22 protein-coding genes are annotated in these 23,550 nt (G+C 66.9%); 15 read left to right on the top strand and 7 right to left on the bottom strand.

Going from position 1 to position 23,550, the window contains the following annotated elements:
* Window positions 1-52: 52 nt before the first annotated feature.
* Window positions 53-1,066, bottom strand: a complete 1,014-nt coding sequence (locus NFG57_RS18310; protein WP_348814923.1) for a D-cysteine desulfhydrase — start codon at window positions 1,064-1,066, stop codon at window positions 53-55.
* A 219-nt stretch (window positions 1,067-1,285) separates the two neighbouring features.
* Here NFG57_RS18310 and NFG57_RS18315 point away from each other — a divergent pair, with 219 nt between their 5' ends.
* A complete protein-coding gene (locus tag NFG57_RS18315; protein WP_108133476.1) occupies window positions 1,286-2,188 on the top strand; it encodes a LysR substrate-binding domain-containing protein in 903 nt (300 codons plus the stop codon).
* A gap of 37 nt (window positions 2,189-2,225) precedes the next feature.
* Here the strand turns inward: NFG57_RS18315 and NFG57_RS18320 are convergent, their stop codons facing one another.
* A complete protein-coding gene (locus NFG57_RS18320; protein ID WP_231498696.1) occupies window positions 2,226-2,972 on the bottom strand; it encodes a UTRA domain-containing protein in 747 nt (248 codons plus the stop codon).
* Between the two features lie 317 nt (window positions 2,973-3,289).
* On the opposite strand from NFG57_RS18320, the gene NFG57_RS18325 reads away from it, so the two are divergent.
* The 7 genes from NFG57_RS18325 (at window position 3,290) to NFG57_RS18355 (ending at window position 9,891) form a co-directional block, all read left to right on the top strand.
* Window positions 3,290-4,366 carry an ABC transporter substrate-binding protein gene (locus NFG57_RS18325; RefSeq protein ID WP_222517099.1) on the top strand — a complete coding sequence of 359 codons (1,077 nt, stop codon included), beginning with the start codon at window positions 3,290-3,292 and terminating at the stop codon, window positions 4,364-4,366.
* 132 nt (window positions 4,367-4,498) lie between these two features.
* Window positions 4,499-5,368, top strand: a complete 870-nt coding sequence (locus NFG57_RS18330; RefSeq protein ID WP_222569658.1) for an alkaline phosphatase family protein — start codon at window positions 4,499-4,501, stop codon at window positions 5,366-5,368.
* The gene (locus NFG57_RS18335; protein WP_108449221.1) at window positions 5,365-6,198 is read left to right on the top strand and encodes an ABC transporter permease subunit; all 834 of its coding nucleotides are present in this window, start codon (window positions 5,365-5,367) and stop codon (window positions 6,196-6,198) included. Before NFG57_RS18330 ends, NFG57_RS18335 begins: the two co-directional genes overlap by 4 nt.
* Entirely contained in the window at window positions 6,185-7,033 is an 849-nt protein-coding gene (locus tag NFG57_RS18340) for an ABC transporter permease (RefSeq protein ID WP_108133473.1), read from the top strand. Before NFG57_RS18335 ends, NFG57_RS18340 begins: the two co-directional genes overlap by 14 nt.
* Complete coding sequence (locus tag NFG57_RS18345) at window positions 7,030-8,178, top strand: ABC transporter ATP-binding protein (RefSeq protein ID WP_348814924.1); 1,149 nt, start codon at window positions 7,030-7,032, stop codon at window positions 8,176-8,178. Before NFG57_RS18340 ends, NFG57_RS18345 begins: the two co-directional genes overlap by 4 nt.
* Window positions 8,175-8,915 carry an HAD family hydrolase gene (locus tag NFG57_RS18350; protein WP_108133472.1) on the top strand — a complete coding sequence of 247 codons (741 nt, stop codon included), beginning with the start codon at window positions 8,175-8,177 and terminating at the stop codon, window positions 8,913-8,915. The genes NFG57_RS18345 and NFG57_RS18350 overlap by 4 nt, the downstream gene beginning before the upstream one ends.
* A 67-nt stretch (window positions 8,916-8,982) precedes the next feature.
* Window positions 8,983-9,891: an NAD(P)-dependent oxidoreductase gene (locus NFG57_RS18355; protein ID WP_108449218.1), complete on the top strand. Its 909-nt coding sequence runs from the start codon at window positions 8,983-8,985 to the stop codon at window positions 9,889-9,891.
* Between the two features lie 44 nt (window positions 9,892-9,935).
* Here the strand turns inward: NFG57_RS18355 and NFG57_RS18360 are convergent, their stop codons facing one another.
* Window positions 9,936-10,847, bottom strand: a complete 912-nt coding sequence (locus tag NFG57_RS18360) for a LysR family transcriptional regulator (protein WP_222517104.1) — start codon at window positions 10,845-10,847, stop codon at window positions 9,936-9,938.
* Between the two features lie 140 nt (window positions 10,848-10,987).
* Here NFG57_RS18360 and NFG57_RS18365 point away from each other — a divergent pair, with 140 nt between their 5' ends.
* The 6 genes from NFG57_RS18365 (at window position 10,988) to NFG57_RS18390 (ending at window position 18,319) form a co-directional block, all read left to right on the top strand.
* Window positions 10,988-12,433 (top strand): aldehyde dehydrogenase family protein, encoded by a 1,446-nt coding sequence (locus NFG57_RS18365; protein WP_348814925.1) that lies wholly within the window; start codon window positions 10,988-10,990, stop codon window positions 12,431-12,433.
* An 11-nt stretch (window positions 12,434-12,444) separates the two neighbouring features.
* The gene (locus NFG57_RS18370; protein WP_204248966.1) at window positions 12,445-13,449 is read left to right on the top strand and encodes a dipeptidase; all 1,005 of its coding nucleotides are present in this window, start codon (window positions 12,445-12,447) and stop codon (window positions 13,447-13,449) included.
* A 180-nt stretch (window positions 13,450-13,629) separates the two neighbouring features.
* Window positions 13,630-15,261, top strand: coding sequence for a BCCT family transporter (locus NFG57_RS18375; protein WP_287165671.1), 1,632 nt, complete (start codon window positions 13,630-13,632; stop codon window positions 15,259-15,261).
* A 1-nt stretch (window position 15,262) separates the two neighbouring features.
* Window positions 15,263-17,053, top strand: coding sequence for a hypothetical protein (locus NFG57_RS18380; protein WP_348814926.1), 1,791 nt, complete (start codon window positions 15,263-15,265; stop codon window positions 17,051-17,053).
* On the top strand, window positions 17,050-17,865 hold the full coding sequence (locus NFG57_RS18385; RefSeq protein ID WP_045993663.1) for a DUF3726 domain-containing protein: 816 nt from the start codon (window positions 17,050-17,052) through the stop codon (window positions 17,863-17,865). Before NFG57_RS18380 ends, NFG57_RS18385 begins: the two co-directional genes overlap by 4 nt.
* Before the next feature lie 70 nt (window positions 17,866-17,935).
* Window positions 17,936-18,319 (top strand): RidA family protein, encoded by a 384-nt coding sequence (locus NFG57_RS18390; RefSeq protein WP_348814927.1) that lies wholly within the window; start codon window positions 17,936-17,938, stop codon window positions 18,317-18,319.
* 299 nt (window positions 18,320-18,618) lie between these two features.
* Here the strand turns inward: NFG57_RS18390 and NFG57_RS18395 are convergent, their stop codons facing one another.
* The 4 genes from NFG57_RS18395 to NFG57_RS18410 are packed head-to-tail and all read right to left on the bottom strand — an operon-like array spanning window position 18,619 to window position 22,423.
* Complete coding sequence (locus tag NFG57_RS18395) at window positions 18,619-19,392, bottom strand: transporter substrate-binding domain-containing protein (protein WP_348814928.1); 774 nt, start codon at window positions 19,390-19,392, stop codon at window positions 18,619-18,621.
* A 14-nt stretch (window positions 19,393-19,406) separates the two neighbouring features.
* Window positions 19,407-20,972 (bottom strand): FAD-dependent oxidoreductase, encoded by a 1,566-nt coding sequence (locus NFG57_RS18400; RefSeq protein WP_348814929.1) that lies wholly within the window; start codon window positions 20,970-20,972, stop codon window positions 19,407-19,409.
* Window positions 20,959-21,324, bottom strand: coding sequence for a (2Fe-2S)-binding protein (locus NFG57_RS18405; RefSeq protein ID WP_222517110.1), 366 nt, complete (start codon window positions 21,322-21,324; stop codon window positions 20,959-20,961). Before NFG57_RS18405 ends, NFG57_RS18400 begins: the two co-directional genes overlap by 14 nt.
* Window positions 21,308-22,423, bottom strand: a complete 1,116-nt coding sequence (locus tag NFG57_RS18410) for an FAD-binding oxidoreductase (RefSeq protein WP_348814930.1) — start codon at window positions 22,421-22,423, stop codon at window positions 21,308-21,310. The genes NFG57_RS18405 and NFG57_RS18410 overlap by 17 nt, the downstream gene beginning before the upstream one ends.
* Window positions 22,424-22,613: 190 nt before the next feature.
* Between NFG57_RS18410 and NFG57_RS18415 the strand changes: the two genes are divergently transcribed.
* Window positions 22,614-23,540, top strand: coding sequence for a LysR substrate-binding domain-containing protein (locus NFG57_RS18415; protein ID WP_348814931.1), 927 nt, complete (start codon window positions 22,614-22,616; stop codon window positions 23,538-23,540).
* The last annotated feature ends 10 nt before the right edge of the window (window positions 23,541-23,550 follow it).

Below are 23,550 nucleotides of genomic sequence, written 5' to 3' on the forward strand. Positions count from 1 at the left end.
GTCGTCGAGGGCGCCCGAACTCAGCGGGCGCCTGCCCTGAAGCGCCCTGGGCCTAGCCCTTGTAGTCGGGGAAACCGAAGGTATCGGGATAGCCGAACAGCGCAACGGCGCCGCCGGTGTGCAGGAAGACGACGTTCTCGTCCTGCTTGAAGTGGCCCTTGCGGATCAGGTCGATCAGCCCCGCCATGCCCTTGCCGGAGTACACCGGGTCCAGAAGGATGCCTTCGTGACGGGCCAGCAGGGTGACCGCCTCGATCATGCTGTCGGTGGGCACACCGTAGCCCTCACCCACGTAGTCGCAGTTGGCGACCACCTGGTCGCGGCTGACGACGCCGGACAGGCCGAGCTTGGCTTCGGTCTTCTGGGCCAGGGCAAAGACGTTGGCTTCCTGCTTATCCTTCGGCGCGCGAACGCCGATGCCGAGCACCGGGATACCGGCGTTGCAGGCGCTGAGGCCGGTGACCAGGCCCGCCTGGGTACCGGCGCTGCCGGTGGCGTGGACCAGATGATCGATGCGCAGCCCCATGTCGTTGGCCTGGGCCAGCAGTTCCAGGGCGGCATTGACGTAGCCCAGGGCACCGATCTCGTTGGAGCCACCGCCAGGGATGATGTAGGGCTTCTTGCCTTCACTCTTCAGACGATCGGCCAGGCCTTCCATCTCGGCGGCCATGTCGGCACCGCCCGGGCGCTTCTCGACGCTGGCGCCGTGGAGCTGATCGAGGAAGACGTTGCCGTTGTAGTTGTAGTTGGGGTCCTCGCTGCCGGTGCGGTCTTCCAGCAGGATGTGGCACTCGAGCCCCAGCTTGCAGGCGGCGGCCACGGTCTGGCGGGCGTGGTTGGACTGGGTGGCGCCCTGGGTGATGATGGTGTCGGCGCCCTGCTCCAGGGCGTCGGCCATCAGGAATTCCAGCTTGCGGGTCTTGTTGCCCCCGGTGGACAGGCCGGTGCAGTCGTCGCGTTTGATCCACAGGCGCGGACCGCCGAGCAGCTTGCTCAGGTTGTCCATGGGCTCCAGCGGAGTGGGCATATGGCCGAGACGGACACGGGGAAAACGGGACAGGTGCATACGGGCCTCCAGGCGAGTCATTGTTGGCATTGGCGTGCTCTCTTGACGACCTACGTCGAAAGACACAGCAGGCCTGAAGGCCTGCCCTCGAGCGATCGCTTCCAAGTTAAGCCTCGCCTGGAACATGAGACCAATGCCAAGTTGCTCGCCAGCTGTTAAATTTTTGCATAGCCACTGCTTAGCCCCGGCCGCTCCCCACCAAGGCAGACCAAAACACCAATGAAGATCGAATGGATAGAGGATTTTCTCGAGCTTATCGAAGCGGGCACCTTTTCCCAGGCGGCCGAACGGCGCCACGTCACCCAGCCGGCATTCTCGCGCCGTATCCGCCAGCTGGAAGAGTGGCTGGGGGTGGCGCTGATCGATCGCAGCGCCTCGCGCCTGGAGTTGACCGCCCACGCGCGGGCGTACGAGCCCCAATTGCGAGAGTGGCTGGCACGCCTTTACGCCATGCGCAGTCGTCTCAGAAGCGATGCCCGCCAGGGGCCCAGGGCCATTCTGACCACCCAGCACACCCTGACCGTCAGCTACCTGCCGCGTCTATTGCGCCACCTGCGTCATCACGCGCCTGAGGTGGGACTGCAGATCACCTCATCCGACCGCAGCCAGTGCATCCACGACTTCGAGCAAGGCAAGGCCGACCTGTTGCTGTGTTCAGAGCTGGAAGGGGCTCCCCTGTTCAGTGGCAGCGATAGCGTCGAGCGGCTGTCACTGGGCGTCGAACGGCTGTTGCCGGTGTGTGCGTCGGATCATCACGGTGGTCTCATGCACGAACTCGAGGAAGGTCAACGACTGCCCTTGATCGGCTACGATCCGGACAGCTTTCTTGGCCAGGCCCTGGCGACGCCTTACCTGCTCGATGCCCAACGCCACTACGAGATCGAGCTGGTCTGCGAGACCGCCTTCACCATCGGCATTCGCCAACTCGCCCTGGCCGGTCTCGGCATCGGCTGGCTGCCCCACGGATTGATCGAGGAAGACCTCGAGAGCGGCAAGCTGATTTCCTTGCAGGAAATCCTCGGCGGCCCCTCTCTGGAAGTGGCCTGCTATCGCCATCGCGACGAAGCGGCAGTGGCAGCCCCCCTGTGGCACCTGCTGGAAGAACGCCCTCCCGCGGTCTAGCACTCCCCCGCAGTTCGAAGCCCCTCGATCTCGCACCTCAAACTCCCTGAGGGGCGGCGGAAAGCGTCAGCTCGATGGCGTCGTGGCGCCAGTACTCATCATCACAGTCGATGGCACGGCCGTTCTGGTCGTGGTTGATGCGGGTGATGCGCTGGGCGGGGCTGCCGCGTACCGCGTTGAGCGCGCTGGCGGCGTCGCTGGAAAGTACACAGGTGCCGAGCTCGTAGCTGACCCGCCCGACCCGGATGCCGTACTCGCGGCGGTAGAGCTCGGTCAGCGATTCCCGCGCCAGATCGAACTCCAGAATGGCGGGAAAGCAGCGCGGCAACAGATGGTGTTCCACGTAGAGCACCCGGCGTTCGTCCACCAGCCGGGCACGACAGATGCGGTAGACGCGCTCGCCTTCGGCGAGTCCCAGCCGGCGGGCGACCGTGACGGGCGCGATCACTTCCTCGGCACTGAGCAACAGGGTGCGGGCGCTGCGCTGCTGGGATCGCACCATCTCGTGAAACGGCAGGCAGGCCAACAGGTCATAGCGTAGCCGTGGCGGCGACACGAACCAGCCGCGCCGATTCTCGCGATACACGCAGCCCTCCGCCTCCAGCTCATTGAGTGCCTCGCGCAGGGTGATGCGGGTGGTCTGGAGGCGCGCCATCATGTCTCGCTCGCTGGGCAGACGGCGATCGCCCCGTGTCGAGGCCAGACTCAGCAAGGGCGCAAGACGCTCGCGTAGGCGATGGGAGGGTGAGGCGTCGTGCGAGGTGTCGTCAGGGACAGTAGGCAAGGCGGACTCTCGAAGCTCTGACCAGGATCGCCGCCGGGCAGTATCCGGCGGCGTCCAGCTTTCTGGTATAGACCAAAGAAGGTTCAACGTAATTTCAGCAGTCTAGTGGCAAGCCGGTGACAACGCGATGACAGTGCTCGAACGAGTCGGGTTTTTCGTCCTTTACCTAGCTCATATGGACTGAGACGAGACTGCCACGCAACTGACACGAGGCTGTCACGCTAGCTCCTTAGGGTGATCGTCAACGGAAACTGATCTAGACCAGAAAGGCGCATCGGTTTCCGTCGACTTCACGCCCCTGACCCGGAGACCCTCCCGTGATCGTCACTTCTCTGCGTTACCCGACCCTGACCGCCCTGGCCTGCGCTGGCCTGCTGTCCACCGCCGCCCAGGCAAGCACCGCCGAGCTTGAGTCACTGATCGAGGCCGCCAAGCAGGAAGGCCGCGTCGACAGCGTCGGCATGCCCGACACCTGGGCCAACTGGAAGGACACCTGGGCCGACCTGGAAAGCGTCTACGGCCTGGCGCACACCGATACCGACATGAGCTCTGCCGAGGAAGTCGCCAAGTTCAAGGCCGAGGGCGAGAACGCCACCGCCGATATCGGCGATGTCGGCTTCGCCTTCGGACCGATCGCGGTGCAGCAGGGGGTGACCCAGCCCTACAAGCCCACCACCTGGGACGAGATCCCCGACTGGGCCAAGGACGAAGATGGCCATTGGATGCTCGGCTACACCGGCACCATTGCGCTGATGATCAACAAGAACCTGGTGGAAGAGGACCAGCGCCCGAGTTCCTTCGCCGACCTGCGCGAGGGTGACTACTCGGTATCAGTGGGCGCCGTGGGCCAGGCTTCCCAGGCCAACAATGCGGTACTCGCCGCCGCCTACGCCGCCGGTGGCGACGAGGGCAATCTGGCCCCGGGCCTCGAGCTGTTCGCCGAACTGGCCGAGCAGGGCCGACTGTCGCTGGCCGACGTGTCCATCGCCAATCTGGAGAAGGGCGAAGTGGAAGTGGCCCTGCTGTGGGACTTCAACGCCTTGAACTACCGCGACCAGATCGACCGTGACGCCTTCGAGGTGGTAATCCCCTCGGACGCTTCGGTGACCTCCGGCTACGCCACCATCATCAACACCCACGCCCAGCACCCCAACGCCGCCAAGCTGGCCCGTGAGTACATCCTGTCCGACGAAGGCCAGTTCAATCTGGCCGAGGGCTACGCTCGCCCGATCCGCGCCGAGCACCTGACCCTGCCCGACGATATCGCCGCCAAGCTGCTGCCCAACGAGCAGTACGCCAGCGCCCGCCCGATCCAGGACTTTGCCGCCTGGGAACAGAGCGCCAAGGTGCTGCCGCGCCAGTGGCAGTCCGAGGTGCTGATCCACCAGCAGTGATCAAGCGCTGAGGACAGCCCCGCTACAACGATCGACCGCTGAAGACAGTGCCCACGAGGCCTGTCTTCAGCGCATTCCACGCCATTTCGCGACAGCGCCGCGCCCTGTATTGCCGCGCGGCCGGGAGTCATCATGACCAGACCCGTCATACTGGTGGTGCTGGACGGCCTCAATCACGCCGTCGGCCATCACGCCATGGGCCACTTGAGCGCCCTGGTGGAGGCCGGACGCGGCTACATCACCCACCTCGACTGCGAGCTGCCGGCCATGTCTCGGCCGCTCTACGAGTGCCTGCTGACCGGCGATCGCCCAGTGGACTCCGGGGTAGTGCACAACGACATCGTGCGCCGTTCCCATGGCACCAGCCTGTTCGACCTGGCCCGCGGCCAGGGCCTTGCCACCGCAGCGGCGGCCTATCACTGGGTCAGTGAGCTCTACGTCAAGGCACCCTTCGAGCGCACCCGCGACCGCTTCCTCGACGATCCGGCGGCGGCCATCCAGGCCGGCATCTTCTACTGGCAGGACCACTATCCGGATGATCACCTGTTCAGCGACGCCGAGGCCCTGAGGCAACGCCACGCGCCCGACTTCCTGCTGGTACACAGCATGAACATCGACGACACCGGCCATCGTCACGGCGGCGACTCGCCCCAGTACAGAAACGCCGCCCGCCACGCCGACATCGCCCTGGCCGACTACCTGCCACGCTGGCTGGCCGACGGCTGCCAGGTGATGATCACCGCCGACCATGGCATGAACGCCGATCGCTCCCACTCGGGCCTGCTGGAAGAAGAACGCCGGGTGCCGCTGTGGCTGTTCGGCGACGCCTTTGCCGACCCCGCCGGACGGGTCATCCGCCAGACCCACCTGTGCGGCACCCTGGCAAGCGTCCTTGGGCTCTCCCACGACAAGCCCTGGCATCCCGAGCTGCTGGCTGCGTCCAATATCACCGGCGCCGCGCCCACCGCGCACGCCACCTGCAACGAGGAGGCCGGATCGTGAAGGCGCCATTACCGGCCTGGCTGTGGCTTGTGCCTTTCGCCGTGATATTCACCGCCTTCCAACTGGCGCCGATGGCCTGGGTCGCGATCAGTGCCTTCAACGTCAACGGCGACTGGGGCCTTGGCCACTTTCAGGAGATCGCCCAGTCGGCGTTCTTCCGCCAGGCGATCTGGAAGAGCCTGACCATCTCGCTGGTATCCAGCGCCATCGGCCTGGTCATCGCCACCCTGACCTGCCACGCCCTGGTGCGTTCCGGCGGACGCCTGAGGCGAGCGATGATCGCCTTCACCAACATGACCTCCAACTTTGCCGGCGTGCCGCTGGCCTTTGCCTTCATCATCCTGCTGGGGGCCAACGGCGTGCTGACCCTGGCGCTTCAACGACTCGGCATCATCGAGGACGTGCGTCTTTACTCCACCGGCGGGCTGATCGTCATCTACACCTGGTTCCAGATTCCGCTGGGCATCCTGCTGCTGTTCCCGGCCTTCGCCGGCCTCAAGGCCGAATGGCGTGATGCCGCCAGCCTGCTCGGCGCCGGGCGCATCGCCTACTGGCAGCGCATCGGCCTGCCGGTGCTGTGGCCGGCCCTGGCCGGCACCTTCACGGTACTGTTCGCCAACGCCATGGGCGCCTACGCCACCGTCTACGCGCTGGTCAACACCAGCTACAACCTGATGACCATTCGTATCGCCAACCTGGTGGCCGGCGACCTGTTCCTCGAGCCCAATCTGGCAAGCGCCCTGGCGCTGATCCTGGTGCTGCTGCTGGTGCTGGTCACCCTGGTCCAGCAGTGGCTGTTGAGACGGAGTGCACAGCATGGCTCACGCTGAGACCCTGCCGGCTCACAAGAGCCCGACCGCAGCGCCGCTGTCGGCGACCTTCAACCCCTACGCCTGGATCGTCGGCAGCGTCTTCGCGGTGCTGGCCCTACCGCTGGTGGCGACCCTGGGTTACGCCCTGGCCACCCGCTGGGGCGCAACCCTGGTCCCCGATGGCCTGACCCTGGCCTGGTTCGTGGAGCTGTGGACCACCCCGCGCTTTGTGGCCGCCTTCGCCCGGTCGCTGGCCGTCGCCGTGGGTGCCCTGGCGCTGTCGCTGGTGCTGGTGATGCCGGTGGCCCTGCTGGCCCACACCCGCTATCCGTGGCTGGACCGCTGGATGAACACCCTGATCCTGATGCCCTTCGCGGTGCCCCCGGTGGTGTCCTCGGTGGGGCTACTCAAGCTCTACGCCGGCGGCCCGCTGCCGCTGGTGGGCACCCCCTGGATCCTGATTCCCACCTACTTCACCATCGTGCTGCCGTTCATGTACCGCGCCATTGCCAACAGCCTGCGTGCGGTGGACGTGCAAAGCCTGATGGACGCCGCCCAGCTGCTGGGTGCCGGGCCGCTGAAGGCCTTCTTTCTGGTCATCCTGCCCAACCTGCGTGGCGGGGTGCAGATCGCCATCTTCCTGTCGTTTTCGTTCCTGGTCGGCGAATTCGTCTTCGCCAACATGCTGGTGGGCACCCGCTTCGAGACGCTGCAGGTCTATCTCAACAATATGCGCGGCGCCAGCGGTCACTTCACCAGCGCCCTGGTGATCACCCTGTTCGCCTTTACCCTGATCCTGACCTGGCTGGGCAATCGCCAGGCCGAGCACACCATCACGGAGGCCACACGATGATGGCTGCCACCACACTTGCCACCCAGCGCGCCGCCCCGTCCACTGTCGCATCCACTATCCCGTCCTCGGTCCAGACCACGACCCCGTCAGCGCCAGGCCGCCAGGAAAGCGGCAACGCGGTCTCGCTGAGGGGGCTGGCCAAGCGCTTCGGCGAGACCTCGGTGTTCGCCGACATCGACGCCGATATCGCGCATGGCGAGTTCATCACCCTGCTGGGGCCGTCCGGCTGCGGCAAGTCGACCCTGCTGCGGGCCATCGCTGGGCTGACCTCGCTGGGCGCCGGCAGCATCCATATCGGCGGTGACGACATCACCCGCCTGCCGCCCCAGCGGCGCGGGGTCGGTATGGTGTTTCAGCACTATGCGCTGTTTCCCAACCTCAAGGTCGCCGACAACGTCGCCTTCGGCCTGCGCATGCAGAAGGTCCCCGGTGACGAGCGCGCGCGCCGGGTGGACGAGGTGCTTCGCCTGGTCGAGATGCAGGACCAGGCGCACAAGTTTCCCCACCAGCTGTCGGGCGGGCAATGCCAGCGGGTGGCACTGGCACGCTCGTTGGTGGTGGAACCCAAGGTACTGCTGATGGACGAACCGCTGTCGGCGCTGGACGCCCGCATTCGTCGACATCTGCGCGACCAGATCCGCGAGATTCAGAAGACCCTCGGCCTGACCACCCTGTTCGTGACCCATGATCAGGAAGAGGCCATGTTGATGTCCGACCGGGTATTCCTGATGCACCAAGGGCGGATCCTGCAAAAGGACACCGCCGAGGTGCTCTACACCCGGCCCCGGGACGAAAACGCCGCCGGCTTCATGGGCCACTACTGCCTGCTCGACGCCGTCGAGGCCGCGCCACTGCTGGGCTTTCGCAGCCAGGCCGGGCGTGTCGCGCTGCGCCCCGAGGCGCTCTATCTCAGCGTGCAGGGCCGCCCTTTGGGTGGCGAGCGGCCGGCGCGGGTGGGACCGGGCGTCAGCGGTCGTGTGCGTCGACATCGCCTGCTCGGTAACATCGTGCGCTACGACATCGACTGCGATGGCACCAGCCTCGCCGTCGATACCCTCAATCGCTCCGCCCGCAGCCTGCTGCCCGCCGGCTGCGAGGTGACGATCCACGTCGATCTCGACGAGGTTCAGGAGCTGGATGCATGAACGACCTGACGAGCCCTGTCACCATGACCACTGACGCCTGCCACGGCGATGCCGCCAAGGCCCCCGACGCGCCCATGACCCTGGCCCTGTTCGACCTCGATGACACCCTGCTCGACGGCGACATCACCGGACTATGGAGTCAGTGGCTGATCGATCTCGGCTGGATCGAGGACGGCGACGCCTACCGCGCCGCCTTCGCCGAACACATGGCCGCCTACGCCGCCGGAACGCTCGACATGGAAGCCCATCTGGCGCTGTTGCTGACGCCGCTGGCCGGCCGCAGCGAGGCCGACGTCAGGCAACAGGTCGACGCCTTCCTCGAGGCCAAGGTGGTGCCCCGGCTCTTCCCTCAGGGCCACGAACGCCTGGCCTGGCACCGTGACCAGGGCCATCGGGTGGTGATCATCTCGGCCTCGCCGATCCACGTGGTCGGCCCGCTGGCCGAGCGCCTCGGTGCCGATCAGGCGCTGGCCACCGCCCTCGAACTCGATTCGCGCAGGCGCTACACCGGCAAGGCCGAGGGCATCCGCACCTTCCAGGGCGGCAAGCTCGAGGCGCTGCGCGAATGGCTGGCCGAGCACACCCCGGTGGAGAGCTTCGGCTACTCCGACTCGCGTAACGACCTGCCCCTGCTGGAATTCGTCGACCGTCCCTTCGCCATCAACCCCGACCCGACGCTTGACGCCACCGCCCGCGAGCGCGGCTGGCCGGTACAGTGGTGGCGGCAGGTCGACTGAGCGTGGAGGCACCGGGCGGAAGAGGTTAGGCTGTTACCTACTTTCTAATCTACAACGAGCCGCCCGTATGACCTCTCCTGCCACCATCGCCCTGCTGGGCACCGGTATCATGGGCCTGCCCATGGGCCGTCATCTGATCCGTGCAGGCTTCCCCCTGCGTGCCTGGAATCGCAGCATCGACAAGGCAGCCCCGCTGGGCGAACTTGGCGCCACTCTGGCCGAGACACCCATCGAGGCAGCGGCAAACGCCCAGGCGGTGGTGATGATGGTAAGTTCGGGCGCGGTATGCGAGACGCTGCTGTTCGGCGACGACGGCATCGCCCGTCAGTTGTCTCCCGGTACCCTGCTCATCGTGATGTCGACCATTGGCCACAGTGAAGCAATCGCCTTGGCCGAACGCTGTCGCGAGCTTGGCCTTGGCTGGGTGGACGCCCCGGTCTCCGGCGGCGAAAAGGGCGCGCGCGAAGGATCTCTTTCGATCATGGCCGGAGCAGACGCCGTCGATTACGACAGGGCAAAGCCCATTCTCGAGGCCATGGGCCATCCCCTGCATATTGGCCCGGCAGGCAGCGGCGCCCTGGCCAAGCTGGTCAATCAGTTGACGGTGGCCAGCACCATCGCGGCGGTGTCGGAAGCCCTGGTGCTGGCCGAAGCCGGCGGCGCCGACCCCGCCAAGGTGCGCCAGGCCATGCTGGGGGGCTTCGCCTACTCGCGGATTCTCGACCAGCATGGCCAACGCATGCTGGACGGCGACTTCGCACCCGGCGGACCGGCCAGGCATCAGCTGAAGGACACTCGCGCCGCCTGCGACGTCGCCCGGGAACTCGGCCTCGACTTGCCGCTGCTTGAGTTGACCGACCGCCTGTTCGGCGATCTGGTCAACGCAGGTGGTGCTGACCTCGACCACAGCGCCCTGCTGCTCGAGGTCCGGCGACGCAACGGCATGGACGCCGGCGAACTCGACCGCAACGGCTGACGGACGGCGAGCCCGCCTGGCGTTATCGGCTATTGGCTGAACGGCTATTGGCTGCTCGGGCCATGGCCATCCTCCCCCTGCCCCTCCTCCAGGCGCTCGATAATAAAGGCCGCCATGGCAGCGGCGGCCGGCGACAGGCTGCGACCGGCCAGGCGCACCAGTCCCACCTGGCGCTCCACCACCGGGCACTCCAGCGGAACGAACCTCAGCCGCTCGTACTCCTCGGCGAACGCCAGTCGCGGCAGGGTGGTGATGCCGAGCCCCGCCACCAGGCTGGCGGTCAGCGAGATCATGTTGGAGATGAAGAAGGTGGGACTTGCCAGCAGCGCCTCGGCCTCGGTGCCCTCGAGCAGCCGCGAGGTGCCGTTGCCGATCAGGGTCTCGCCGGCAAGCTCGCGCCAGTGCAGGCTCTCGCGCCCGGCGAAGGGATGGTCATCGCGACACACCACCCCCACCTTGTCGCGCAGCAAAGGGGTGAACGCCAGGGCATCGTCAGGCTGCCACAGGCTTGAAAGCCCGATATCCACCTCACCGCCCAGCACCTGCTCGCGCACGAAGTCGGCGTTGCCGTCGTGCAGCGCCACGCGGATGCCCGGATAGCGCTCGACGAACTCCGACAGCAAGCTCGGCATCAGGCGGCTGGCCACCGACGGTACCGCCGCCATATCTAGATGCCCCGCCTGGCGCTCGACCTGGGCGAGCAGGTCACGGCTCAGGCGATCATGCTGGAGGATCAGCTCGCGAAAGCGCGGCACGCAGTACTCGCCGAAGGGGGTGAGGCTCGCCTGGGCACCCTTCTCGAACAGCGCCTCACCAAGGCGCGCCTCCAGCTCGCGCACCGCCATCGACACCGCCGGCTGGCTGCGGTGAAGCTGGCGCGCGGCGGCGTGAAAGCCGCCGTGGTCGACGATCGCCAGCACGTAGCGCAGCGGCTGGATCTTGAGGTCGGGGAGCATGGCATTTCCTCACACGGGCCGTCACACGGGCCGTCACACAGACAGGCGGTAAGCCTTATTTATCATATGCTCGTTATTATTGATTATCTTTATTTTGGTGACTCTCCTAGGCTGTGTCGCATTCGTCACAGGAGGTCATCATGTCTCAGCAGTCAGCCTACCCACTCTATATCGACGGCCAGTGGATCGACGGCGTCGACCAGATCGAGAACCGCAGCCCGTCGGATACCAGCGACCTGATCGGCGTCTACGCCCAGGCCTCGACCGAGCAGGTCAAGGACGCCATCGCCGCCGCCCGCCGGGGTGGCCGCGAATGGGCCAAAAGCGGCCTGGAGCAGCGCTACGGCGTGCTGATGGCGGTGGGCGACGAGCTGATGGCGCGCAAGGCCGAGCTCGGCGAGCTGCTGGCCCGTGAAGAGGGCAAGACCCTGGCCGAGGCGGTCGGCGAGGTCCACCGCTCCGCCCAGTTCTTCCACTACTACGCCGCCGAGGTGCTGCGCCAAATCGACGAGCGCGCCGAGTCGGTGCGTCCCGGCGTGGAAGTAGAGGTGCGCCGCGAGCCGGTGGGGGTGGTCGGCGTCATCAGCCCCTGGAACTTCCCCATGGCCACCGCGGTGTGGAAGATCGCCCCGGCGCTGGCTTTCGGCAACGCCGTGGTGTTCAAGCCGGCCAACCTGGTCCCCGCCAGCGCCTGGGCGTTGACCGAGATCCTCAGCCGCCAGGCGCTGCCCGCCGGCACCTTCAATTTGATCATGGGGCCGGGCTCGAGCGTCGGCGACGCCCTGATTTCGAGTCCCGAGATCAACGCCCTGACCTTTACCGGGTCGCTTGAGGTCGGTCGCCGGGTGGCCGGCGCCACCGCCGCCAACCTGGTCAAGTGCCAGCTCGAGATGGGCTCGAAGAACGCCCTGATCGTAGCCGACGACGCCGATCTCGACCTCGCCGTGGAGGCCGCCTTCAACGGCGCCTACTCCGGCACCGGCCAGAAGTGCACCGCCTCGTCGCGCTTGATCGTCACAGAAAAGGTCCACGACGCCTTCGTCGAGCGACTGATCGAGCGCCTGAAGCAGGTACGTGTCGGCCCCGCCCTGGAAGACGGCGTGCACATTGGCCCGGCGGCCGACGCCCGCCAGCTTGCCTCCAACCTGGCATGGGTCGAGCGCGCCCAGGCCGACGGCGCCCGCCTGGTGTTCGGCGGCGAGCGCGTCAGCGCGGCAAGCGACGGCTACTTCATGGCACCGGCGCTTCTGGTGGATACCACCAACGACATGGCCATCAATCGCGAGGAGGTGTTCGGCCCGATCGCCTGCGTGATCAAGGTCGCCGACGCCAACGAGGCCATCGAGGTGCTCAACGACACCCACTTCGGCCTGACCGCCGGCATCATCACCGACTCGCTGAAGCTTGCCAGCGAGTTCAAGGCCCGCGCCGAGACCGGCTGCGTGATGGTCAACCTGCCCACTGCGGGCACCGACTACCACGTGCCCTTCGGCGGCCGCAAGGCGTCGAGCTTCGGCCCCCGCGAGCAGGGCCGCTACGCCCGCGAGTTCTACACCGTGGTCAAGACCTGCTACGTCAAGGCCTGAGGAGAGACGTCATGTCCCGAGAAATGCTGACCGTCGACGGCCTGCAGTACTCCAACTGGTCGCGGGAGATCTTCGAGCAGATGCGCGAGGGCGGCCTGGACGCCGTCCACGCCACCCTGGTCTACCACGAGACCACCCGCGAGACGCTGTCGCGCCTGGGCGAGTGGAACCGCCGCTTCGAGGCCCATGCGGACCTGATCATGCCGGTGCGCGGGCCCGGCGATATCGCCAGGGCCCAGGCCAGCGGGCGCATCGGGGTCTTTCTCGGCGCCCAGAACTGCTCGCCCATCGAGGACGATATCGACATGGTCGAGGTGATGCGCGATCTCGGCCTCTTGATCATGCAGCTCACCTACAACAACCAGAGCCTGCTGGCCTGCGGCTGCTACGAGGCAGAAGACAGCGGTATCACCCGCTTCGGGCGCCAGGTGATTCGCGAGATGAACCGGGTCGGCATGGTCATCGACATGTCCCACAGCGCTGAGCGCTCGACCCTCGAGGCCATCGAGCTGTCGAGCCGTCCTGTGATCATCTCCCACGCCAACCCCGAGAGCTTCCACCCGGCCAAGCGCAACAAGTCCGACCGGGTACTCAGGGCCATCGCCGAGTGCAACGGCCTGCTGGGCTTCTCGGCCTACCCCTTCCACCTGCGCAACGGCCCGGACTGCACCCTTGCCGAGTACTGCGAGATGATCGCCCGCACCGCCGACCTGATGGGGGTCGAACACCTGGGCATCGGCACCGACCTGTGTCAGAACCAGCCCACCTCGGTGCTCGACTGGATGCGCAACGGCCGCTGGTCCAAGGACATGGACTACGGCGAGGGCAGCGCCACCAACGCCGGCTGGCCGCGGCCACTGGCCTGGCTCAAGGACAGTCGCGACTTCCCCAACCTGATACAGGGCCTGCGCGACGTCGGCATGAACGAGGACGAAGTGGCCGGCATCATGGGCCGCAACTGGGTGGCGCTGCTGGAGCGCGCCGCCACGCCTCAGGGGATCGCCAAGGTCGCCTGAGGCGGCACTCGGAACAGCCCCCGACCAGTCCTCGACCAGCCCTCGACCAACCCTGGACCAGCCATCCGTCAGCCACCGACCCGCCGGCATCCCAGATTTCAACAACAACCGAATGCCTGCGGCCATCAATCACCATAACAGGCACCGCCCCGACGGTGCCGCACGCCAGAGGTTCATGCCATGACCACCTCCACCACCGGCACCTCGTCACCCGCCGATCGCTCGGCGCCAGCCACCGGGGACTTGCCCGCCGGCCAGTATCGCCTGGGCGACCCCGTCGTGCTCTGTCTCAGTATCGGTTTCATCCTGCTGTTCGTTGGCCTGTCGCTGTACGACATCGACGGCGTCGCGGGGGCCATCGGCACGGGCTTCGCCTGGACCGCCAAGGCGCTCGGCAGCTACTTCCAGATCCTCTTGCTGCTGACCTTCTTTATCGCCATGGGGCTGATCGCCACCCCGGCGGCGAGTGCACGCATCGGCAACACCCGCACGCCGGAACTGTCCACCTTCAAGTGGGTGTCGATCATCATGTGCACCCTGCTGGCAGGGGGCGGGGTGTTCTTCGCCGCCGGCGAGCCGATCTACCACTTCGTGGTCACGCCGCCGGCCTTTGCCGGCAGCGCGGCCATCGAGGCCGGCAGCGACTCCGCCATCGCCCCGGCCCTGGCCCAGTCGTTCATGCACTGGGGCTTTCTGGCCTGGGCGGTGCTCGGCAGCCTGACCGCGGTGGTGCTGTCCCACGCCCACTATGACAAGGGCCAGCCTTTGCAGCCGCGCACCCTGCTCTATCCGGTACTCGGCGAACGGATGATGAAGGGCCCGCTGGGCGGCGTGGTCGACGCCCTCTGCGTGATCGCGGTGGTGGCCGGTACCGTCGGCCCCATCGGCTTTCTTGCCACCCAGGTCAGCTTCGGTCTGCATGAGCTGTTCGGCGTGGCCAACACCTACATGACCCAGTTGATCATCCTGATCGGCCTCGGCGCGGTCTACGTCACCTCGGCGGTTACCGGCATCGACAAGGGCATCCAGATCCTGTCGCGCTTCAACGTCTTCCTGGCGCTCGCCATCGCCGCGGTGATCTTTCTGTTCGGGCCGACGCTGTTCATGGTCAACGCCTTCACCCAGGGTTTCGGCGAGTACCTGACGTCGTTCTTCGCCATGTCGACGATGACCGCCCAGAGCGCGCCGGACTGGTGGATGCAGTGGTGGACGGTGTTCTTCTTCGCCTGGTTCATCGGCTATGGCCCGCTGATGGCGATCTTCGTCGCGCGCATCTCCAGGGGCCGCACCATTCGCCAGATGGTACTTACCGTGGCGGTGCTGGCACCGGTGGCCACGGCCATCTGGTTCACCCTGCTGGGCGGTTCCGGCATCTTCTACCAGATGACCGGAGCCATCGACCTGACCGAGGCGCTCAACAACTTCCAGTTCGACGTGGCTACGCTGACCGTGGCCCAGGCGCTGCCCGGCGGTACCGTCATGGCGGTGGCGATCCTGGTACTGACCACCATCTTCGTCGCCACCACCGGTGACTCCATGAGCTACGCCATCGCCGTGGTCGGCGCCGGTCACGACGAGCCGAGCCCGCTGGTTCGCGCCTTCTGGGGCATCGCCATGGCGCTGATGGCGGCTATCCTCCTGTACATGGGCGCGGGGCAGATCAGCGCCCTGCAGCAGTTCATCGTGCTGACCGCCATCCCGGTGTCGCTGGTGCTGCTGCCGTCGCTGTGGACCGGCCCCCAGGCCGCCCTCGCCATGGCCCGCGCCCAGGGCATCACCAGCCACAAAGCCAGCGCTACAGGGGAGGCCTGAGATGAGACGCGAAGACCTCGCCAGCCGCCTTTCCGACGTCGAGCAGCGCCTGCGTCTGCGCGCGCCCGACGAGGTGATGCAACTCGATCGCCTGGGCAGCCTGCACGCCAGCCGGCTGAGCTTCGTGCGTAGCCTGGTGCGCCAGATGGCGCGCCAGCGCTGGCAGATCAGCACCACCCGCTTCGAGCTCGACGCCGAGGGCCACGGTGTCGCCATCTATCGTCTGCAGACGCCCCAGGCCCGTTACCACGGGGTGATCTTTTCCCAGCCATTGGATGACGCTGCCCGCTCCGACCGGGTCATCGCCGAGGCCTGGGACGTCACCTTCGGCGTGGTCGAAGGTGACGTGGACGACTCGCTACTCGAACAGATGGCCGCCAATGTGCCGCTGCAGGAGGCCGGGCGCCAGCATCCACGTCTGCTGGTGCTGTCCCGGGCCAACCGCAGCCTCAGAAACTTCGCCGCCTTTCTCGACGCGCTGTGCGCCGGGCGCCAGCCGGACCCGGCCTGGCTGACCCGGGTCGGCTATCTGTATCGCACCACCGCGGTCTACGGAAACGGCAAGTTCGGCATCGCCGACTTCGATCGGCTGAAGCACAACCCGGACTTTCAGCGTCCCTTCTCGGCCCAGATGCTGGCGGTCTACCTGCTGCGCCACTTCTCCATCGAGCAGATCGAGCATATGGCCCGAGCCCGCGCGCCGGGCAGCGCCGTCGCCATGGCCGCGCCGCTGCGCCGCTATCTGGGCATCGGCAATTCCACCGGATTGGGCATGGCGCCCTTTCTGATCAACCACCCGCAGCTGATCCAGCGCTGGGTCGAGAGCCGCGAGAAGGCGCTGGCCCAGGTCAGTGGTCAGGTCCCTGGTGAACCGGAGCGACAGCGCCTGGTGGCGCTTGTCGCCCGGGCCGAGCGCCACCTGGCCCAGACCGTGACCGAGGATAGCGAGCAGAGCGCGCGCAACCGCGAGACCGCCAGCGCCCTGCCGGCGGTGCGCGCCTGGCTCGAGCAGGTACCACTGGCCGAGGAGCTGTGGCAGGAGTTGATCGACTGGAGCCGCCAGACCCTGAGCCTGGAAGCCCAGGAGCTGATCCACACCCTGCTGCTTGAGCTCTACCCGGAGATCGTCGATCCCTTCGAGGACCAGATGGGGGTCGAGGAGGGCCTGGAGCTGACCCCGGACATGCCGCTGGTCAGACTCAAGCAGTTGATCGAGACCCACTACGACTGGGCCCTGCGTCATGACTTCGGCGACCCCGAGGAGCGCTACTGGTTCTGGTATCGCTCGGTCGAGAAGGAAGAACCGCGCCTGGGCGTGCGCGACGTCGAACCCGGCGCCGACCGTGAACTGAAGCTCGCCATCGCGCCTCGGGTGGCCGATACCCATGGGGTCATCGACGACTTCCTCAGCGCCCATCCGCGCGCCCTGGTGGTGGAGTTCCTGATTCATCACCCGCGTCACAAGGACATCATCCGGCGCATCCAGAGCATGGCCGAGACGCCCTTCGGCGAGATCCGCGCCAACCTGTGGGCCCGCGAGATGAAGCCGATGCACCTGCTTCGCACCAAGCTTTCGTTCTTCGGCGCCAGTCGCTTCGATCCCAAGTCCGATCGCTGGGTGCGCATCACCCTGTTCCAGGGCGCGCCATTGGTCGAGGAACTCAACGCCGAGCCCAGCGACCTGATCGCCTTCGACGACTGGAGCTTCCCGCTGGAGCCCGACCAGGACGCCGCCGGCACGCTCAAGGAAGCCGATGCCCAACCCCGCCAGCACGCCGGAGCCAACTCATGAAGGTGTCTTACAACGAACTCCAGGGACTCTGCCGCAAGGCCTTCCAGGCCATGGGCTTCGAGGACGGAGACGCCAGCGACGCCGCCGACATGGTGGCCTGGATGCAGCTCTACGAGCTCGGTGGACTGGCGGCGCTGGGACGAGGCCTCGACTTTCTGCTCGCGGATCAGGGCGAGCGCCCCCCGGAACTCGTCTACTCCGACGGCGACCTGGCGGTGCTCGACAGCCACGGCGCCAGCGTGCTCAAGAGCTCGACCCTGGCACTGGAGCTGGGCTTCGCCAAGGCCCGGGCGCGAGGCCTTGCGGTGATCAAGATCCGCCACTGCCACAACCGCCAGTTGATCATGGGCTACCTGGCGCGACTGGCCGGGCGCGGGATGAACGTCACCGCCTTCTGGCGCAATGCCCAGGCGCCTGACGGTGAGGCCCGGACCGCTGGCGCAGAGCAGGCGGCAGCCACCCCGCTGATCGAGCAGGTAGTGGGCTTTCGCGCGGGAAGTTCGGTGCCGGAGATCCGCGTCTACGCGGTGCACGAGGTGCCCGAGGAAAACGAGCCCAACGACGGGGTGACACTGATCATGGCCAACCACGTGGACCTGCTGCCGTCGCTGCGCTCCGAGTATCAGCTCGACCTGCTGGCCCGCCACCAGGAGTCCGACCTGCTGGCTTGCCGCGAGCGTGCCATGCAGCAAGGCATCGAAGTCGACGACGGCCTGTGGGCGCAGCTCAAGGCGCTGGCCACCCGGCTGTTGGTGGAGTCTACCGAGGCCTCTCGCAGCGGCGCCGGCGCCGGCACCCACGACAACGACTGACGCACGACCCTCACCCCTTGGCACTCTCTTTGCCCTACTGCCCCCGACTTCCAACGTTCGAGGATACCCCATGGTTCACCCGGTCAAGACCGAGCTGTTCGCCTCCCGCGCCCCACTGTCCTGGGCCAGCGTCGGCAACGGCATCCTGTTCACCGCCCAGATCCCCATCGACAAAAGCGGCGAGGTGGTCGACGGCGGCATCGAGGCCCAGACCCGCCAGACGCTGGAAAATCTGGTGCACACCCTCACCTGCGCCGGTGGCGGCGTTGAATCGCTGACTCAGGTATTGATCTACGTGACCCGACGCGAGGACCTTGCCACGGTCAACCGGGTCTACGCCGAGTACGTCAGCGAGCCCTACCCCAACCGCGCGGCGGTGATCGTCTCCGGCTTCGCCCGGGAAGAAATGCTGGTCGAGATGGTGGCCTACGCGGCGCTACCGGTGACGCCCTAGGGCTTGTCTGAAAAGTGCCTGCGCTCGGTAATACGGCGTTAAAAATCGGATCAAAATGCTCATTTACACCACGTAAACTGCGCTTTCTCACCGATTTTTGCCTTGTCTAACCTTCGCTCGTCGACTTTTCGGACAGCGCCTAGCCGCCTATTGCACCGTGCCGCCGACGGCGTAAATGGCCGAACCCCCGACACCAACGAGCCCTCCGATGGAGGGCTCGTTGCATGGTGGGCTCGTCGCATAGCGGGCTTTCACGCCTCTCGTCTTCCCCCCCCCGTGGGCGGTCGACTCCGCCGGTGCTATTTCTCGAAGTAGCGTGCCCACAGCGCCTGGTAGTCGCCGTCGTCCTTGAGCCCCTGGATGGCCTCGCTGAACGCGATGGCCAGTTCGCGATCGCGCTGGCGGAAGGCGGCGCCGACGCCGGGCCCGTAGATCGACTCGGGGCCGGTCACCAGCTCGCCCTTGCGCGCAAAACGCTCATCACTGAACAGCCGCTCCTGGGCCAACGGGAAGGCGGTAAAGACCAGGTCCAGCCGACCGGTGAACATGTCGTTGACCACGCCGCCGGAGTCCGAGTAGCGACGAATGTCCGCCTCGCCGTGGTAGGTGGTCACGTACTCGTCCTGGATGGTGCCCTGCTGCACACCGATGGTCATCTCCGACAGGTCGCCTTCGGGATCGATCTCCGCGTCGGCCTGGCCGACCCACACCGAGGGCACCTGATAGTAGGGATCGGAGAACAGCACCTGTTTCGCGCGTTCGTCGGTGATGTTCATGGCCGAGGCGATCAGATCATACTTGCGCGCCAGCAGCCCCGGGATGATGCCGTCCCAGCCCTGCTCGACCCACTCGCACTGGCGCTGCATGCGCTCGCAGGCGGCCTCGACCAGCTCGACCTCGAAGCCGGTCAGGCTGCCGTCGGGCAGCTTTTCCTGGTACGGCGGATAGGGCACGTCGACACCGATACGCAGCGGACGATCATCGGCCTGGGCGGTGGGGGCAACAGCGGCGCTGGCGCCGGCAAGGGCCATCGCCAGGCCAAGGGAGGCAGACAGCGAAGCGTTAACTTTCATGGTCATTTCTCGCTCTATTGTGATTGTGTGGTCAGGTGATCGGAGGGCGCCAGTGCCAGCTCGCCCAGCGTGATGGAGGTCAACGGTGGGCGAATGCGGTAGTAGCCGACCTCGTCCATGTCGCGGCCCTGCTCGCTAGCCATCAGCCGCGACACATTGGTGCCGCATAGCCGTCCCTGGCAGGGGCCCATGCCACAGCGGGTGAAGGCCTTGAGCTGGTTGGGCCCGGCAGGCCCCGCTCCCAGCGCCGCCTTGAGTTGGGCCCGGCTCACCCCTTCGCAGCGACAGATCAGGGTCTCGCCAGACTGTCGCTCGACCCAGTCCGCCGGTGGAGTGAACAACGCATCCAGCAGACGTCGGCCGGACAGATCCTGGCGGCGTCGACGCCTCAGCGCGGCGCTTTCCCTGGCGACCGCCCGGCGGTTATCGGCGTCTGGTATCGGCGCCGCGGCGCCTTTCGCGTTGGCTGTCGTGTCCTGCGGGTCAGCCATCAGGTCAGCCATCAGGTCGTCCAGCACGGCCAGCGCCGCCAGTCGCCCTTCGCGTTCGGCGTTCACAGCGCCGCCGATGCCACCGCCGTCACCGGCCAGCCACACCCCCGGGCGCACCGACAGGTCGTCGCGACGATCGGGCACGAACGCCTGCTGCGCCTCCTGCCAACGGTGCTCGATGCCCAGCCCTTGGGGGAGCTGCGGCTCGGGCACCACCCCCATATGGGTCAACAGCCAATCGGTCTTGAGCTTGTGCTCGTCGCTGTTGCCACGCCGGCGATAGCGCACCCCGGTCAAGCGCTGGTCACCCTCGGCAGCCAGCGACTGGACGCCACGCACGATCGGCACCCCAGCGCGCCTCAACGCCGCCAGCATGCGCGCGCCCTTGGCGAGGTAGCCGCGAGCCCGCCAGGCCCTGAGCGGGTGACGCAGGGTCCGCGCCAGTCCCAGGTTCGGCGCCGTATCGAGGATCATCCGGGGCGGGCAGCCGGCGTTGAGGTACTGCCAGGCCAGCAGGTACAGCAGTGGCCCGTTGCCCGCCAGCACCGGCGGCCCCTCGGTCAGCAGCGCGCCCTGCTTCATCAGGATCTGGGCGGCGCCGGCTTGCATCACCCCAGGTAGCTGCCAGCCGGGGAAGGGCCAGCCCCGCTCCATGGCACCGGTGGCGATGATCAGACGCTCCGCAACCAGTTCCCGGCTGATGCCATCGTGCCCCCGCACGCCCAGCCGATGGGCGTCGTCCAGGGCGTCGTTCAGGGCGTCGTCCAGCGCCTCGATCCACCACACCCGCGTGCCTGGGCGATAGTCGATCTCCCCCCGTCTGGCGGCGTCCAGGAAGGCGCCGACCAGGGACCGACCGCGATGGTAGTCCTTGCCCATGACTGCGGCGTCGAGCTGGGGCTGGTCGAGATCGCGATAGATCTGCCCGCCCGGCGCCCTGGCCTGATCCAGTACCAGCGAGCGCAGGCCGGCCTCGGCCAGTCTCAGGGCCGCCGCCATGCCGGCAGGGCCGGCGCCGAGTACCACCACTCGGGCGCGGTCCTTGCTGCCGTCGGTGCCGACGGTCTCCCTCGGCTCACAGGTCTGCATCTTCGCGCCCCCTCTGCTCGTCACCACTGGCATGGTTGGCGGTGTCCCACCGGGAAGCCGTCGCTGTCTCTTCGTCGAGCTGGCGGCGTACCCGCATGCCCTGCTCCACCGTGACCAGACAGCCCTGTCGATTGGGGGCACCGTCGATGGTGATCAGGCAGTCGTGGCACACCCCCATCATGCACAGCGGTGCGCGATGGCCACCGGCGACGTGGCGGCGATAGCCGGCGGCGCCCTGGTGCATCAGCACCGCGGCCGCCACGCTAAGCGTCGAGGGCACCTGATAAGGCGCGCCGTCGATGGTGATGGTGACCTCGGGTGTGGCCGTGGCCCTTTTATGCCGCTTGAACATCGAAGCGTCCTCCCGAGAAGAGCGGATAGCGCTCGGTGAGCCGATCATCGTCCAGCGCTGCGGCCAGCTCATCGGCGTGAAAGGCGGCCAGGGTGATGCCACTGTGGCAGCTCAGGTTGTAGGCCCCGGGATAGCGCTGCGAGGCCTCGTAGACGGGGCAGCCGTCCGGCGTCATGATCCTCAGCGCCGCCCAGCTGCGCACCAGCCGCGCCGCCGCCAGATCGGGATAGATGGTCACCGCCCGCCGCGCCAGGGCGTGCAGGGTATCGAGGGTGACCCGGGTGTCGTGGCCGACGTGCTCAAGCACGTCGCCGATCAGGTAGCCGCCGCTCGCCGTCTGGCGAATCTGCGGTGTCGGCAGGCGGCCGGCGGCGGGCAGACGCTCGCTGACCAGCACCTGGCCACGCACCGGCGTGACCCGACCGCAGAGCCCGAGCGGCGGTGCCAGCCGCGCCGCCCCCAGTCCGCAGGCCAGTACCAGCCGTTCGGCACGCACGGCGCCACGGGCGGTATGGGCAACAAAGCCCGCCTCGCCGGGGTCGATCGAGGCGACCGGATGATGAGGCCGTACGTCCACGCCGAGCGCCTGGCAGGCACTGTAGAGTGCGCGCAGCAAAAACAGCGGATTGCAGTGGCCGTCGTGGGGTGTCCAGATGCCCCCCGGGACGTCGCCGCCCAGGCCCGGCAGCAGTCGCTCAAGTCGCGCGCCCTCCAGGTACTCCCAGCGCACGCCGGCCTCACGGGCCCAGGGCGCGTCGTACAGTGCCTGGTACTCGGCGCAACGCGTACGCACCTCGTCGTCGTCAAGACACAGATCGACGCCTCCGGGCTGCTCGAACTCCAGATCCACCCCGGTGCGCTCGCCAAGCTCGCCGGCGAATCTCGGCCAGGCTCGACTCGAGGCCAACGACATCGCCGCATAGGCGGGCATGCCGGCGCCCTTGCCCTGGACCCAGACCAGGCCCGCGTTGCCCCGGGAAGCCTTGAGGGCGGTATCGTGCTCATCGAGAACGCAGACGCGACGGCCACGGCGCGCAAGCCCGTAGGCCACCGCCATGCCGACCACACCACCGCCGATGATCATTACCTCGTGTGCCATGGAAGCCTTGGACCCCTAGCCGTCGATTGCCGATGACTCGACGATAGAAGCCACATCCCATACGATCCAATACCAATCAATGGCAAACCCATGCCCTGATGTTATGGCTCCTTTCGATGCAGGGCTGGATGCAGGGCTGATGGGTGGGGCTGATGGGTGGGTTCAGTGGAGGTTTCGATGGAGGACAGCGATGGACAGCCCCCGGCTCAGTGACCGCCAGTTGCAGGCCTTTCAACACACCATGGACAGCGGCAGCGTCACCGCCGCCGCCAGCCGCATGCGCATCGCCCAGCCAGGCGTCACTCGGCTGTTGAAGCAGCTCGAACACGACCTCGGCTTTGCGCTGTTCTCGCGGATCAAGGGACGCCTGGTACCGACGCCGGAGGCGCGCCTGTTCTATCGCGAACAGCAGCGCCTGTGGCAGGGACTCGAACACCTCAGAGACAGCGCCCGGCGGATTCGCCAGCGCGAGCTTGGCGGGCTCGGCATCAGCGCCATGCCGCTGCTCGGCCTGACCTTTGTCCCGGACGTCATCGCCGGGATGGCCAAGGATCACCCGGACCAGCACCTGCGGTTGTCCACCTTCCGCTCCGAGCAGGTGGTGGAAGACGTGGTCACCCAGCGCTCGGAGATCGGTTTTTCCCTGCTGGGCGGCCAGGACGAGCGCCTTGGTGCGTCAGCCTTCACCCTCGATAGCGTCTGCCTGCTGCCCCGGGATCATCCGCTGGCAAGGCGCGAGAGCATCGCCCTTAAGGACCTCGATGGCCAGACGCTGATCCACTATGAACCGGGAGACCCCAGCCGCCAGACGCTGGAGCGAGCCCTGGCCGAGCGAGGCGTCACGCCACGCTCGCGGCTGGAGGTGTCGCTGGCGCTGCAGGCAACCCGTCTGGTTGGCCAGGGCGCCGGCATCGCCATCGTCGACGCCCTCAACGCCCGCGCCATGGGAGGCAGCGACAGCATTGCGCTACCGCTGCAAGAGCCCCTGACCGAGACCCTCTACCTGCTGACACCCCGGGACCAGCCGCTGTCGCGGCTGGCCGAGGAGTTTGTTCAGCGCTTTCGTCATCGGTTTGCCGAGGTGCAGGCCGGGCAGGATAGGCCTGGCACGACATAGCGTTGACGTT

This window comes from Halomonas sp. H10-59 (genome assembly GCF_040070555.1).
Taxonomy (GTDB): domain Bacteria; phylum Pseudomonadota; class Gammaproteobacteria; order Pseudomonadales; family Halomonadaceae; genus Halomonas; species Halomonas litopenaei.